Raw genomic sequence first — 14,273 nt, forward strand, 5'->3', positions numbered from 1 at the left:
GTGAAAAGAAAAAACCCCGGTCATCACTCCGGGGTCATTCATCAATCAAAAAACGAACAGTTATTCTCATAACGGGTCATCACTCCCGTCACTAAACTGTTGTCATCTTAAATATTTTAACCAAGATAAGTTTTTAAAATCTTACTTCTGGAAGTATGCTTTAATCTTCTTATCGCTTTTTCCTTAATTTGGCGTACTCTCTCCCTGGTAAGGTCAAAAGTCTCTCCAATTTCTTCCAAAGTCATAGGATGTTGATCACCAAGTCCAAAATAAAGTCTGATCACATCAGCTTCACGCGGAGTAAGAGTCTCTAAAGCACGCTCGATCTCGGTTCTGAGAGATTCGTGAAGAAGTTCCTTGTCTGGATTTGGAGATTCACCCGAACGTAATACATCATATAGGTTGGAATCTTCACCTTCAACAAGCGGAGCATCCATGGATACGTGACGACCGGAATTCTTCATGGATTCCTTCACGTCGTTAATTGTCATGTCCAGTTCTTTCGCGATCTCTTCGGCACTTGGCGGACGCTCATGTGACTGCTCCAGAAAAGCAAAAGTTTTATTGATCTTGTTGATAGATCCAATTTTATTCAATGGAAGACGAACAATACGGGATTGCTCGGCTAATGCCTGCAGGATAGATTGACGAATCCACCATACGGCATAGGATATAAATTTGAAACCGCGAGTTTCATCAAAACGTTTCGCAGCCTTTATAAGTCCTAAATTCCCTTCGTTGATAAGGTCAGGTAAGGTTAATCCCTGGTTTTGATATTGTTTAGCTACAGAAACCACAAAACGAAGGTTCGCTTTAGTTAATTTCTCCAGCGCACGGTCATCACCCGCTTTAATTCTTTGTGCCAGCTCCACTTCTTCATCAGCCGTGATCAGGTCCACTTTTCCAATTTCTTGCAAATACTTGTCTAACGAAGCGGTTTCACGATTGGTAACCTGCTTCGTAATCTTCAGTTGTCTCATCTATCTTCTCTTGGATTTAATTGTGCATAGGGTCTCTGTGTATTTATACGTAAGAACTCCAATAAATGTTACAAAAAGTTTTAAAAATCTTTTCCGGGCGTTGCACTTCGTGCCGGGCTTTACGCTGCTAGTCCGCGCTCCCTGCAGTCGCTGTGAGCTATTCGCTACAATCCCTAACGCAAATTCTTACAGTAAATAATTTCTGAGTAACCTTTGGGTAGGTCTGCAAGAAGTTGAAAGCCTTACATTTTGGAAACAAAAAAGCCCGGAAGTTCCGGGCTTTTTTTATTCATCTGAGAAAAACTATTCTTTGTCTTCTCTTGGTTTTCTATCGTCACGACGATCGTCTCTGCGATTATCACGGCCTCGGTTATCACGAGAACCACGATTATCTCTATCTCTGGATCCACGATTGTCACGTTTGTCATCTCTTGGGGCTCTTTCCTTGTAACCTTCTGGTTTAGGCATAAGCGCTTTTCTTGATACTTTGTCTTTTCTTGTTTTAGGATCTAATCCAAAGTATTTTACATCAAGAACATCTCCCATTTTCACGACATCGTTCACATCGTTCGTACGTTCCCAGGCTAGCTCAGAAATATGCAGCAACACCTCGTTTCCTGGTGCGTCAACATATTCTACTACAGCTCCAAAATCAAGAATCTTGATTACTTTTACTTCGTAAACACTTCCTTTTTCAGGTTTAAAGGTAATAGATTCGATCTTCGCGATCACTTTATCGATCCCTTCCTGCTTCGTTCCAAGAATTTCCACGATACCTTCTTCGGTTACCGGGTCTTCGTTTATAACGATGGTCGTGTCGGTTTCTTTTTGAAGTTCCTGTATCACTTTTCCACCAGGACCAATTAAAGCGCCAATATATTCATTAGGAATTCTTCTCGTAATGATTTTAGGAGAATGAGCTTTAACTTCAGTGTTTGCTGTTGGTAAAGTTTCAGTAAGTTTCTCCAGGATATGAAGTCTGCCATCCCTGGCCTGTTTTAATGCAGCTACAAGAATTTCATAAGAAAGACCTTTTACCTTGATATCCATCTGGCAGGCAGTGATTCCATCTGCAGTACCGGTAACTTTAAAGTCCATATCACCAAGGTGATCTTCATCACCCAGAATATCAGATAAGACTGCATAGTCGTCCCCTTCAGTAATAAGACCCATGGCGATACCAGAAACTGGCTTCTTCAATTGAACTCCGGCATCCATAAGTGAAAGAGTTCCTGCACAAACAGTTGCCATAGATGAAGAACCATTGGATTCCAGCACTTCAGAAACTACACGTACAGTATAAGGACAATCGGCAGGGATCATTCCCTTAAGTGCTCTTTGAGCAAGGTTACCATGACCAATCTCACGTCTTGAAGTACCTCTAATTGGGTATGCTTCTCCTGTCGAGAACGGTGGGAAGTTATAGTGCAGGTAGAAAGTTTCTTCTCCCTGTTGGGTTGGAAGATCTACCTGGTTTGCTTCTCTGGAAGTTCCTAAGGTCACTGTAGCCAGGGCCTGAGTTTCTCCACGAGTAAAGATGGCAGACCCATGTGTAGATGGTAAATAGTCCACCTCACACCAGATTGGCCTGATCTCATCGGTTTTTCTACCGTCTAATCTAACACCTTCTTTTAGTGTAAGATCACGAACTGCTTTTTTCTGAGCGTCTGCAAAGTATCCAGAGATCATTTTGCCTTTCTCTTCCAGTTCTTCTTCAGAGAACATAGCTTTCACTTCTTCTTTCAATTCAGAAAAAGCTTCTGTTCTTTCTTTTTTACTAGTACCGCTTTTAGCGATATCGTATGATTTCTGGTAAGTAGCCTCAAGAATTTTCTTCTCAAGAGCCTCATCGGTTTCAGCTACTTCATATTCACGAGTTTCTTTCTTTCCAAATGCTTCAGCAAGTTTTATCTGTGCTTCACACTGTACCTTAATAGCTTCGTGCGCAAATTTAATTGCATCAGCCATTTCTTCTTCAGAGCACTCATCAAATTGTCCTTCAACCATCATCACAGAATCTGCGGAAGCACCAACCATGATATCCATGTCTGCTTCAGCAAGTTTTTCCCTGCTTGGGTTTAGAACGAACTCCCCGTTAATTCTGGCTACTCGAGCTTCAGAAATAGGAGTTTCAAAAGGAATATCAGATAATTGAATAGCTGCTGAAGCTGCCAATCCAGCCAGAGCGTCTGGCATCACCTCATCGTCATGAGACATGAGCTGGATCATTACCTGGGTTTCAAATTTGTAATCTTTTGGGAATAGAGGACGCAGTACGCGATCTACTAAACGCATTACTAAAATCTCTTCACTACTTGGTCTTGCTTCTCTTTTGAAGTAACCTCCAGGGAAAAGACCTGCAGCGGCAAATTTTTCACGGTAATCCAGTGTTAATGGAAAGAAGTCCATGGTAGTAGGCTTGTAAGAAGATACTACAGTACATAGTAACATAGCCTTACCCATTTGAACTACAACAGAGCCGTGAGCCTGTTTCGCTAATTTTCCGGTTTCGAGAGAAATAGTCCTGCCATCTCCTAAATCGATAACCTCCTTAAATGTTTGTGGAATCATAATAATTTCAAATTCGATCTGAATAACTTCAACCAGATCATTTTAGTTAAACAAAGGTCTCCGCCATCCGGACGGCCGGGTTGTGTTGTGTGTAGTTGTTGTGACCAATGAAAAACTACCCCCCTGGGCGACAATTTTAAAAACCTGTGAAAGGTTGTTTCAAGATATAAAAAAAGGGGGCATAAAGCCCCCTGAAAATTATTTTCTTAGTCCAAGTTCCTTGATGATCGCACGATATCTCATGATATCCTTCTTCATTAAGTAATCAAGTAAGCTTCTTCTTTTACCAACAAGCTTTACCAGTGAACGCTCTGAGTTAAAATCCTTACGGTTTTTCTTCAGGTGCTCAGAAAGGTGAGCAATTCTGTAAGTAAATAATGCGATTTGTCCTTCTGCTGAACCGGTATCGGTTTTCGATTTCCCGTGTTTTTCGAAGATCTCTTCTTTTTTCTCTTTTGCTAGATACATTCCAATATTATTTAAATGATTTTTATGTATTGACAGCTTTTCTGTCAGGCGGCAAAGATATCATTTATTTTTTATTCCGTATGTATAAGCTTTTAAATTTATAAACTCTTCAAAAATTCATATTTTTGCAAAGTGAAAATTTCATTGCCACATAAATTTCTGGTTTCCTTACTTGCACTTCTGGTGCTGGTAACGACCAATTCATTCGCTATCGAAAAGCATTTCTGTGGTGACCAACTGGTTGATACCTCTGTTTTTGCCGAACTTGAAAAATGTCCGGGTTGTCTGGGTGCTGAAGAAGCTCCTTCTGAACCTGATTGTTGTAAGGATGTTGTTGATGTACTGGAAGGGCAGGATATTACTACTGTTAAGAAAATGGACGATCTGGAGCAGGATCAACAGGTCTTTCTCATTGCTTTTGGTCATACTTTCTTTTCGCTTTTTCAGCCAGTATCGAGAAGACTAGATAATTTACTTCATTACGATCCACCCAGCATCACCTTTGACCTTCAGTCAAACTACCAGGTATATTTAATCTGAATTTAGATTTTTAATAGAGTTATCACTTTCCGTAGAAATAAAGACGGAGGGTACTTTAATTATTATCAAAAATCAAAATTCAATTGATGAAAATCATACACTATCTCATATTATTACTTATTCCTGTGGTAATGTTCTCACAGGAAACCTTCAATGGTAAAGTTCAGGAAATGGGTACAGAAATGCCCGTGCCTGGCGCGAATGTCTATTGGCTAAATACTGAAGTTGGAACCATTACCGACTTCAATGGAGAATTTTCAATTCCGTATAAAAAAGATTACAAAAAGCTGGTTATAAGCTTTATGGGTTATACCTCGGATACTCTGTCCATTAAAAACAATCAGAGTGAGTTGATTCACAAGCTAAGTCCTTCAGCAAACCTCGATGAAGTGGACCTGGTTTCTAGGAAAAAAGCAACCTCACGATCCTATCTGGAATCTACGAATGTCATGAATATTAGTAGTGATGAGCTTTTAAAGGCTGCCTGCTGTAATCTGTCTGAAAGTTTTGAAACCAATCCTTCCATAGATGTGAATTTTGCCGATGCCATTTCAGGAACCCGGCAAATTAAGATGCTTGGATTAACAGTCCTTATATATTGATCGCTACTGAAAATATTCCTTCAGTTAGAGGAGCTGCACAGGCTTACGGACTTTCATTTACGCCTGGAACATGGGTGGAGAGCATCCAGATCACTAAAGGAGCGGGTAGTGTGGTCAATGGGTATGAAAGTATTGCAGGCCAGATCAATGCTGAACTTCAGAAGCCCGCAAATTCTGATAAACTATTTGTGAACCTTTATGGCGCCAGCAGTAAGCGCCTGGAAATCAACACTCAATATAATACTCAGCTGAATAAGAAGTGGAGTACAGGAATTTTTGTACACGGAAACTCGCAACAGGAAGAGCACGATGTCAATAACGACAACTTCCTGGACATGCCATTGTATAATCAGATCAATTTAATGAATCGCTGGCAATATATCGATAACGAAAACGGGATCGTGGCATTTATGAATTTACGCTATCTCAATGATGAAAAGCAAACCGGAGAGCTCGATTTCGATCCTGATACAGATAACTTAACCACAAATGCCTGGGGAAGTGAGATCAATACGCAGCGTTACGAGTTTTCAGGAAAACTAGGATATGTAAATCCAGAACTTCCATGGCAGAGTGTTGGAATGCAATTAGCCGTAAGCAATCATCAGCAGGATTCCTATTTTGGTTTAAGGGTTTATGACATCGAGCACAATAGTATTTATTCCAACATCATTTACAATAGTATCATTGGTGACTCCAGACACAAAATCAAAACTGGTCTTGACTTCACACAGGATTCTTATAATGAGCTGGTAGAAGATACAGATTACGTTCATAAAGATAATTCTGTAGGTGGTTTTTTCGAGTATAATTTTGACGATCTTGATAAGTTTAATCTTACTGCCGGAGTGCGCGCAGATTATCACAATCGGCTTGGGTTTTTTCTAACTCCCAGGGTTCATGCCAGATACAGGCCATGGGCAAAGTCGGCATTAAGAGTGTCTTTTGGTCGTGGCAAACGTGCTGCGAATATTTTTGCTGAAAATCAGAACCTGTTCGCGTCTTCCCGGGAAATTAATATTCAGCGAAGTGCCAGCGGAGATATTTATGGTCTGGATCCCGAGATCGCGTGGAATTACGGAGTTTCCTTTATGCAGGGTTTCAATATATTCAGTAGAAAAGCAGAGCTGATATTTGATTACTACCGTACAGATTTTCAAAATCAGGTGGTAGTAGATTGGGAAAATCCACAAGAGATCAGTTTCTATAACCTTGATGGGGATAGCTTTGCGAATAGTTTTCAAACTGAATTCAGTTATAATCCAGCAGAACGCCTCGATCTAAGAATGGCTTATAAGTTTTATGATGTTCAAACAAAATATCAAACCGGAACTAAGATCAAACCTCTTATCCCAGAACATAGAGTCTTTGCAAATCTTTCTTATGAGACCGAAATTAAAAATAACAGTCAGTGGAAATTTGATGCGACCTATAACTGGCTTGGAGAGCAACGTTTTCCTTCTACCGCCACAAATCCGGAAGAGTTCCAGCTAGGAGAATATTCACCGTCTTTAAGTACATTAAACGCACAAATTACCAGAGTGTTTTCTAATCGCTTTGAGATTTATGTGGGTGGAGAAAACATGACGAATGTTAGGCAGGATCGACCAATTCTTGCTGCGGAAGATCCCTTTGGAGAATATTTTGACTCAACCCTAGTTTATGGTCCCGTTTTTGGTAATTTATACTACGCAGGTTTTAGATTTAAATTGAATTAAACAGAAAAATATGAAATACATAGTATTATTAATTTTTATGATAGGTTCTACCAGCATGTTTGCTCAGGATAGAAACGCAAAGGCATCATTTCACGTGGATGGTGTTTGTATGATGTGCAAGGATAGAATCGAGAAAGCAGGTATTACCTCCAAAGGTGTCAAGTTTGCCAACTGGAATCTGGAAACCCAGGAATTACAATTGATTTTCAACGAGACGAAAACAGATTTGAAAACGATTCAAACCAATATCCTGCAAGCAGGACATGATCTGGACAGCTTGAAAGCTTCGGATGAAGCCTATGCACGGCTGGATGCCTGCTGCAAGTATCGTGATCCGGAAATAAGGGCAGATCATGTTTCCGGTAAGATCGATTAGTCGTAAAGTATACTGAATAAAAAAAGACCTGATATCAGGTCTTTTTTTATGCGTTCTATTTTGAAAATTCTATCTTCTTACTGGTTGATTCTGAATTAGATCAAGGTATAAATTTACTTTGTTCTTCAATTCAGACCTATGTGTAATAAAGTCTAAAAAGCCTTTTTCTTTCAGGAATTCTGAAGTCTGGAAATCTTTTGGAAGATCTTTACCAGTCGTATCTTTTACAACTCTTGGTCCGGCAAATCCTATTAAGGCACCTGGTTCAGAAATATTAATATCTCCTAACATAGCGAAACTCGCCGTAGTACCTCCAGTTGTAGGATCTGTAGCCAGAGATATATATGGGATTTTTGCATTCGCCAGTTGCGCTAACTTCACAGAAGTTTTGGCAAGTTGCATCAATGAAAGTGCGGCTTCCTGCATTCTGGCACCTCCAGATTTGGAAATGATCATAAAAGGAATCCTGTGCTGAAGCGCATAGTCTGCAGCTCGGGCAATTTTTTCACCTACCACAGAACCCATGGAGCCCCCAATAAATTTAAAATCCATACAGGCAATTACCAGCTCTTTTCCCTTGGATTTTCCAACTGCCGTTCTCACAGCGTCTTTTAAACCGGTTTTTTCCTGGGCTGCTTTAAGTCTGTCTGTATATTTCTTAGTATCCTCAAATGTAAGAGGATCCTTCGAGGTCACATTTTTATCCAGTTCCTTAAAATTGTTATCATCAAAAAGGATTTTGAAGTATTCGTTACTTCCAATTCTAACGTGGTATCCATCTTCCGGACTCACGTAAAAATTGCTTTCCAATTGTTCAGCATCTACAATCTTCCCGGTAGGAGACTTGTACCATAAGCCTTTTGGGACATCTTTCTTATCTTCAGTAGGAGTTTGAATCCCTTTTTGTGTTCTTTTAAACCAAGCCATTTCTTTCAAATTTTAATCGTCAGGGTTGTCAAATTTATGGCAATAAAAAACAGTCTGATTCCGAAGAAAAAGACTGTTTTAAAAAATTATTTATAATGTATTTACGTTATTCAGGTCTTCAAAAGCTTTCTTCAAACGTGTTTTGAAAGTCAACTCACCTTCTCTCACCCATTTACGAGGATCGTAATATTTCTTGTTAGGAACATCTTCACCGTCAGGATTTCCAATTTGCGCAGCCAGGTAATCTTTTTTAGATCCCATATAGTCACGAATTCCTTCCATATAGGCGTATTGTAAATCTGTATCAATATTCATCTTGATTACACCATATCCAATAGCTTCACGAATTTCTTCCACCGTGGAACCGCTACCTCCATGGAAAACGAAATCGATATGATTTTCTTCTACGTTATATTTTTTGGTAATGTATTCCTGCGAATTCTTAAGGATCTTTGGAGTCAGTTTCACATTTCCAGGTTTGTAAACTCCATGCACATTTCCAAAAGCAGCTGCGATTGTGAATTGATCACTTACTTTGCTTAATTCTTCGTATGCATAAGCAACTTCTTCTGGCTGAGTGTAAAGTTTGGAAGCATCAACATCAGAATTGTCCACACCGTCTTCCTCACCGCCTGTAATTCCAAGTTCTATCTCCAGGGTCATACCCATTTTGGACATTCTCTCCAGATATCTTTTACAAATCTCCATATTCTCTTCCAAAGGTTCTTCGGAAAGATCTATCATATGAGAACTGTATAGAGGTTTACCAAACTGTTCGTAGTGCTTTTCACTGGCATCTAAAAGTCCGTCGATCCACGGAAGTAGTTTCTTAGCACAGTGATCTGTATGCATGATCACTGGTACGCCATAAAGCTTCGCCATTTCATGTACGTGCTTGGCTCCAGCAACTCCTCCGGCTATGGCAGCCTGCTCTCCCTCATTCGACAATCCTTTCCCAGCATTGAATTGTGCGCCTCCATTAGAAAATTGAATAATAACAGGGGAATTTAATTCAGCAGCAGTTTCCAGAACAGCGTTCACACTACTTGATCCAATTACGTTAACAGCAGGAAGAGCAAAGCCTTTCTCTTTCGCGTAATTAAAAATCTCCTGAACTTCTTTTCCAGTGGCAACGCCCGGTTTGATATTGTGACTCATAACTATTAGTTGATTATGTTCACAAAAATAAGAAAATAAACTGGCTTAGAAAGGATAATTGATTCCTACGTTATAAACAGCATGGTTAAAATTATACTCCTGAAACCATCTGCTTTCTACCGGTTGTCCTGGATCGTGAGTTTTAAAGCCGATATCGAATCTAAGGACAAAAAAGTTAAAGTCATACCGAAGACCAAAACCACTTCCAACAGCTAATTCTTCCAGGTCTGAAAATTGTTCAAAAACCACATCTTCTGAAGTTCTGGAGTCAAGAACGTTCCAGATATTTCCAACATCCACAAACAACGCGCCTTTGAACTGGTCAAAGATTCCGAAGCGATATTCGCCATTGAAGGCCAGTTTAAGATTAGCTTCATTAAATTCCAGAATGCTACCGCTGCTACCAGGTCCAAGATCATAGGCTTGCCATGCACGATTGTCGTTGGGGCCTCCGGCGAAAAAAGTCTTAGTAATTGGAATATCATTCGCATTCCCATATGGAATAGCAATCCCTCCAAATGCTCTCACAGCAAAGATCTGGTCATTCCCGAGATCCCAGTGTTTTATAAAATCCAGTTCGGTTTTTACATACTGTGAATAAGCCACCCCAAGAACTTTCTCATTACCCTGGTCGTTTACAGGATAGTTAAAAACATTGGAAAGGGCAGATAAAACATTCCCTGCAGTTTCCAGTTTGAACCTGAATCGGGAAAATTCCCTGTCATAAAGGTTCTCCCGGGTATTCCAGAGATAGGTGTAGCTGGAAGCAAAAATAAGGTTATTTTGAGTGAGTCTCAGCTTACGCTCGTATATATCCAGCGTATTCAAATAGTCCTCATTTTCAAGTCCCGTGTTGGTTCTGTCTTCGTTGATGACATAGTCTATAAACCCATCGGCCTCATCTGGGATTTGCAGGTCACTTCCGGGTGAAATGAAATCGAAATTACTTCGCTGTGCAATGGAATTCAATTCTTCAAATGAATTGCGGTAGACATTGAAATAGTTTTCAGTATTCAAATTTCGAACGTACTGTATATTGAGCAGATCCAGGCTATTGGTGAGCTGTTTGGACGGGTTCCAGTTGTAGTTCAAAATCCCTGAGAAAGTCTGTTTATCTAGACCAATATTTCTCTGAGAACTAAATCCGAGGCTCATACTGGTAAACGGGGCCATATATTTCTTAATAAGTCTTTCAGTATCAATGGGCAGAAATATCCTTGGAAGAGTCAGTTTCAAATCTGCACCTACTTCGGTAATATCAAAAAACCGGTCTTTATCAGCGCTAGCAGCTGCATCTGTTGATGACGCTATACTTCCTCGTCCAGATAATTCCAGGTTTTCCAGTCCGCCAAAAATGTTCCTGATGAGAAACGAACCTCCAAAACCAATTCCGAATTTCTGAATATTACTTTGGGAAACATCGAAGTCAAAACCCAGTGAATACTTTGGAAGCGGACTAAGAAAAATATTAGAGATCAATTTGGTGTTGGTGCTGTCTGAAGGATCTGGAGTATATTGAATATTAGGATACTTGAAAACACGTAAAGAATTAAGCCGGTTGTAAGTTCTCGTCCTGTCCAGATCACGATAGATCATGCCGGGTCTTATGAAAACAGCATCGGTGACCGCTTCGGGTTTATAGCGCATTTCATCAAAACTAAACAGCTCATAACGTCGATAGGTTGCACTGTCTACAATGGGCATATTTCGATTGGCAAAACTATAATCTGTGAAGATCTTTACTTTGCTAATTTTATGGATCTTAAAAGGCGTTCTGGTAATACTATCTCCAATATTGTTTCGCTCATTTTTGATGATGAGAGTAGTGTTTAGCTTGTGGTTGGTATCTACCGTATCTGCATCAAAACTAATATATTCCTGGTCAAAATTATAAACCCCATTGTTTCTGAAGAGGTCTGATAATCTATCTCTTTCTTCATTAAAATCCAGGGTGTTGTACTGTGAGCCGGCAACAATTTCACTTTCAGTCTTATTAGATTGATAGAGACTGTCCAGAGCTGGCGAGGCAATTTCGGTAGTTAGTGAGTCCAGGGTATAAGGCTGTCCAGGTTTGACATAGTACTCTACTTTGGCCCGCTTATCTTTATTTTCTAGAGGCAACACCTTGTAATCTGCTTCTACATTGAACCAGCCATTGTTCCAGTACCATGATTTTAGTCGGTTTATAGATTTATCGGCCTGTTCCTTACTCAAGACAACAGGCGCTTCCCCAGTTCTTTTGATCCATTGATTAAATTCTTTTTTGGAATAAATATACTGGTCGAATTGCTTTTTCGATAAAATGGCAGTCAGACGTTTTCGTCTGCTTTCATTCTCCAGGAATTTTTCAGTAAGAATGCTGTCAATTTCGGGACGTGCCAGATTATAAAAATGAAGTCTTAAAGGAAAACCTAGTAGTCTAGTATTCGGCTTTTGATAAAGCTGATTTTTAATCCGTGAATCCTTTATTAATTCGTTGTTCGCAAAGATTTCATTCTTCACCAGTAAATTTTCATCGGCTTCCAATCTTTTTACCGCATTACAGCTAAGTATTAGAATAGTCGTTAAAAAAAATAATAATATTTTTGCGAAAAGCCTTGTCAAGTATAATCGATTAGGGCTCAAAAATACATTTTTTGGATGGTAAGCAAAAGCCAGATTAAGTTAATAAAAAGTCTTTCTCAAAAAAAGCACAGGCTACGGGAAAGGCTATTTATTGTTGAAGGAATCAAAGGCGTAAAAGAATTTTTAAGTTCTGATTTTCAACTGTATGCTTTATTTGGTCCTGAAATTTTAGCGCTGGTGGATCATCGAAATTTTTATGAAGCAAGCTCAGCCGAACTGTCGAAAATGAGTTCCCTGACTACTGCTCCAGAATACCTGGCAGTTTTTAGAATGCCAGATGAAGTACCAATTTCAGAAAACGGGTTAAAAGTGGTTCTGGATGGTGTGAGGGATCCCGGTAATTTAGGAACGATCATCAGGCTTTGTGACTGGTTTGGGATTTCAGATCTTATTTGTTCCAGAGATACAGTGGATTGTTACAATAACAAGGTGGTACAGGCAAGTATGGGTTCCTTATCTCGCATCAACATGGTGTATGTAGATCTGCTCAAATTTATTTCTGAAAGTCAATCAGTTCCAGTGTATGGGACGCTTCTTGAGGGATCTGATATCTATCGAACTAAGCTGGAATCTGAAGGATTTATTATCTTCGGAAACGAGGCAAATGGAATTTCTTCTGAAGTTCAAAAAGTTATAAACCATAAAATTAGTATTCCTCAATACGGGAAAGAGAAGAATACTGAAAGTCTTAATGTGGCAACGGCAACGGCTATTACACTTGCCGAATTCAGAAGGCAGGAGTTTATTGGAAAGTGAAGTTAATGAATATTGCCCTCGATGACATGGAATCTACATTACCCGTATATAAACTGTTGGGATCTTCATCTCGAATTAATTCATCATTGATGGCAAAAACTCCTCGAATAGAAGGGGTGAATTTAAAATAGTAAAGGTACATATCTATCCCGAAGCCAAATTCGTAATAAAAAGAGTTCGTCGTCATTCTAAATTGGCCTGCGGTAATATCATCTGGATTACCCTCATTGCTGCTTAAATTAATTGAAGTGCTTAATCCGCCAACAACGAAAGGCCTAAAATTGTTCAGTCTCTTTGCATTAAATTTGAGAAGTAAGGGTAGATGGACATACGTGGAATTGATTTCCCTGAATGTATTGATATCTGCACTATATAATTGAAATCCTCTAGTGTTAAAATTAACTCCAGGTTCAAACCTAAGATCAAAGTGATCATTCAGTTTTAAATTACCAATAAGTCCAACATTAAAGCCCGTACGCGTTTCAACCAGGTAGTCTTTGCCTGTGACAGTACTTGGATTGTAATCGATATAATCGAAGTCGAAATCATAACTGTTGAAGCCCAGAAAATAACCCCACGACCAGCGTTTGGTATCAACATTAGGTTGATTTTCTATGCTCTCACCCGAGAATAACTGGGCGAAAGAGGCATTTGAGATGAGTAGAAAAAGGGCAAAGGCAAAAAGTTTCTTCATGTATCTACTTTGAAGCAATATATATAGTTGAGACTCCCATAGTTTGAGGTAGGTCCCTCACATTAGTAAACCCGGTTTTCGATAAAATATTGTTGAACTTTTTACCGTAGGGAAAACTGGCCGCACTTTCGCTCAGATAAGAGTAGGCATCCTTATCCTTTGAAAACAACTTTCCTATAGCCGGTAAGATCATGGATGAATAGATCTTATAGCCTTGTTTAAACGGAAATCTAGTAGGAACTGAAGTTTCCAGCACCACAAAAATTCCACCGGGCTTCAGGACTCGAAATATTTCCGAGAGTCCGAGATCCAGGTTTTCAAAATTTCGAACACCAAACGCCACAGTGATTGCATCAAAGCTTCTGTCTTCAAAAGGTAAATTTTCAGAATCGCCCTGAACCATTTCAATATCAATACTCAGATTTTTGGCGGCGATCTTTTTTCTGCCAACGCTTAGCATTCCTTCAGACAGATCCAGGCCAACTATCCGGCTCGCTCCGGTATTTGCCATCTGAATAGCAAGATCTCCTGTACCAGTTGCAATATCAAGAATACTCTCTGGATTGGTTGCTGCTACTGCAGCTACCACCTTTTTTCGCCAGCTCACATCGGTTCCCATTGAAATAACTCGGTTCAGCCCGTCATAGTTGCCAGATATATTATCAAACATCTGTTCAACCTGCTTTTTCTTTGTAAGCTGCGAGTCTTTGTATGGAGTAACTTTCTTACTCATAGGTGAAATTTGCTTCAAAGATAACTGATATGTGGAAAATAAAGGATATTCGCCGATTATTTATCTTTCAAAAGAGATTTTTCCTTTATGCAAAATAACTTAACTTTGCTTTCACAATTTGAAGC

Annotated in this window: 11 protein-coding genes and 1 pseudogene; 4 read left to right on the forward strand and 8 right to left on the reverse strand. The window is 39.5% G+C overall.

Features of this window, described 5'->3' with window-relative positions; translation table 11 throughout:
- Positions 1 to 116 precede the first annotated feature (116 nt).
- The 3 genes from G529_RS0104120 to rpsO form a co-directional block, all read right to left on the reverse strand.
- Positions 117 to 980, reverse strand: coding sequence for a sigma-70 family RNA polymerase sigma factor (locus tag G529_RS0104120; RefSeq protein WP_011708302.1), 864 nt, complete (start codon positions 978 to 980; stop codon positions 117 to 119).
- A 303-nt stretch (positions 981 to 1,283) separates the two neighbouring features.
- A complete protein-coding gene (locus G529_RS0104125; protein ID WP_026914342.1) occupies positions 1,284 to 3,551 on the reverse strand; it encodes a polyribonucleotide nucleotidyltransferase in 2,268 nt (755 codons plus the stop codon).
- 198 nt (positions 3,552 to 3,749) lie between these two features.
- Positions 3,750 to 4,019 (reverse strand): 30S ribosomal protein S15, encoded by a 270-nt coding sequence (gene rpsO, locus G529_RS0104130; protein ID WP_026914343.1) that lies wholly within the window; start codon positions 4,017 to 4,019, stop codon positions 3,750 to 3,752.
- Between the two features lie 132 nt (positions 4,020 to 4,151).
- Between rpsO and G529_RS0104135 the strand changes: the two genes are divergently transcribed.
- From G529_RS0104135 to G529_RS0104145, 3 genes and pseudogenes are all read left to right on the forward strand, one after another.
- Positions 4,152 to 4,559, forward strand: coding sequence for an HYC_CC_PP family protein (locus G529_RS0104135; protein WP_157514527.1), 408 nt, complete (start codon positions 4,152 to 4,154; stop codon positions 4,557 to 4,559).
- A gap of 86 nt (positions 4,560 to 4,645) precedes the next feature.
- Positions 4,646 to 6,879, forward strand: a pseudogene (locus G529_RS15445) (TonB-dependent receptor).
- A 10-nt stretch (positions 6,880 to 6,889) separates the two neighbouring features.
- Complete coding sequence (locus G529_RS0104145; protein WP_026914345.1) at positions 6,890 to 7,255, forward strand: heavy-metal-associated domain-containing protein; 366 nt, start codon at positions 6,890 to 6,892, stop codon at positions 7,253 to 7,255.
- 69 nt (positions 7,256 to 7,324) lie between these two features.
- Here G529_RS0104145 and accD read toward each other — a convergent pair whose 3' ends face one another.
- The 3 genes from accD to tamL all read right to left on the reverse strand — a co-directional run bounded on the left by accD (position 7,325) and on the right by tamL (position 11,965).
- Entirely contained in the window at positions 7,325 to 8,182 is an 858-nt protein-coding gene (accD, locus tag G529_RS0104150; RefSeq protein WP_026914346.1) for an acetyl-CoA carboxylase, carboxyltransferase subunit beta, read from the reverse strand.
- A 90-nt stretch (positions 8,183 to 8,272) separates the two neighbouring features.
- Positions 8,273 to 9,340, reverse strand: a complete 1,068-nt coding sequence (fbaA, locus tag G529_RS0104155; protein WP_026914347.1) for a class II fructose-bisphosphate aldolase — start codon at positions 9,338 to 9,340, stop codon at positions 8,273 to 8,275.
- A gap of 45 nt (positions 9,341 to 9,385) precedes the next feature.
- Positions 9,386 to 11,965, reverse strand: a complete 2,580-nt coding sequence (tamL, locus tag G529_RS0104160) for a translocation and assembly module lipoprotein TamL (protein WP_479690665.1) — start codon at positions 11,963 to 11,965, stop codon at positions 9,386 to 9,388.
- Positions 11,966 to 11,980: 15 nt separating this feature from the next.
- Between tamL and G529_RS0104165 the strand changes: the two genes are divergently transcribed.
- The gene (locus G529_RS0104165; protein ID WP_026914349.1) at positions 11,981 to 12,721 is read left to right on the forward strand and encodes a TrmH family RNA methyltransferase; all 741 of its coding nucleotides are present in this window, start codon (positions 11,981 to 11,983) and stop codon (positions 12,719 to 12,721) included.
- Here G529_RS0104165 and porT read toward each other — a convergent pair.
- Together porT and ubiE are read right to left on the reverse strand one after the other, a co-directional pair.
- Positions 12,708 to 13,415 carry a type IX secretion/gliding motility protein PorT/SprT gene (porT, locus tag G529_RS0104170; protein ID WP_026914350.1) on the reverse strand — a complete coding sequence of 236 codons (708 nt, stop codon included), beginning with the start codon at positions 13,413 to 13,415 and terminating at the stop codon, positions 12,708 to 12,710. The genes G529_RS0104165 and porT overlap by 14 nt on opposite strands.
- 4 nt (positions 13,416 to 13,419) lie before the next feature.
- Positions 13,420 to 14,148: a bifunctional demethylmenaquinone methyltransferase/2-methoxy-6-polyprenyl-1,4-benzoquinol methylase UbiE gene (gene ubiE, locus G529_RS0104175; RefSeq protein WP_026914351.1), complete on the reverse strand. Its 729-nt coding sequence runs from the start codon at positions 14,146 to 14,148 to the stop codon at positions 13,420 to 13,422.
- Positions 14,149 to 14,273 lie beyond the last annotated feature (125 nt).

The organism is Christiangramia portivictoriae DSM 23547 (assembly GCF_000423045.1).
Taxonomy (GTDB): Bacteria; Bacteroidota; Bacteroidia; order Flavobacteriales; family Flavobacteriaceae; genus Christiangramia; species Christiangramia portivictoriae.

Coding starts and splice junctions, on each gene's coding strand:
- G529_RS0104120 (WP_011708302.1), bottom strand. CDS start 980: ATGAGACAACTGAAGATTACGAAGCAGGTTACCAATCGTGAAACCGCT.
- G529_RS0104125 (WP_026914342.1), bottom strand. CDS start 3,551: ATGATTCCACAAACATTTAAGGAGGTTATCGATTTAGGAGATGGCAGG.
- rpsO (WP_026914343.1), bottom strand. CDS start 4,019: ATGTATCTAGCAAAAGAGAAAAAAGAAGAGATCTTCGAAAAACACGGG.
- G529_RS0104145 (WP_026914345.1), top strand. CDS start 6,890: ATGAAATACATAGTATTATTAATTTTTATGATAGGTTCTACCAGCATG.
- accD (WP_026914346.1), bottom strand. CDS start 8,182: ATGGCTTGGTTTAAAAGAACACAAAAAGGGATTCAAACTCCTACTGAA.
- fbaA (WP_026914347.1), bottom strand. CDS start 9,340: ATGAGTCACAATATCAAACCGGGCGTTGCCACTGGAAAAGAAGTTCAG.
- G529_RS0104165 (WP_026914349.1), top strand. CDS start 11,981: ATGGTAAGCAAAAGCCAGATTAAGTTAATAAAAAGTCTTTCTCAAAAA.
- porT (WP_026914350.1), bottom strand. CDS start 13,415: ATGAAGAAACTTTTTGCCTTTGCCCTTTTTCTACTCATCTCAAATGCC.
- ubiE (WP_026914351.1), bottom strand. CDS start 14,148: ATGAGTAAGAAAGTTACTCCATACAAAGACTCGCAGCTTACAAAGAAA.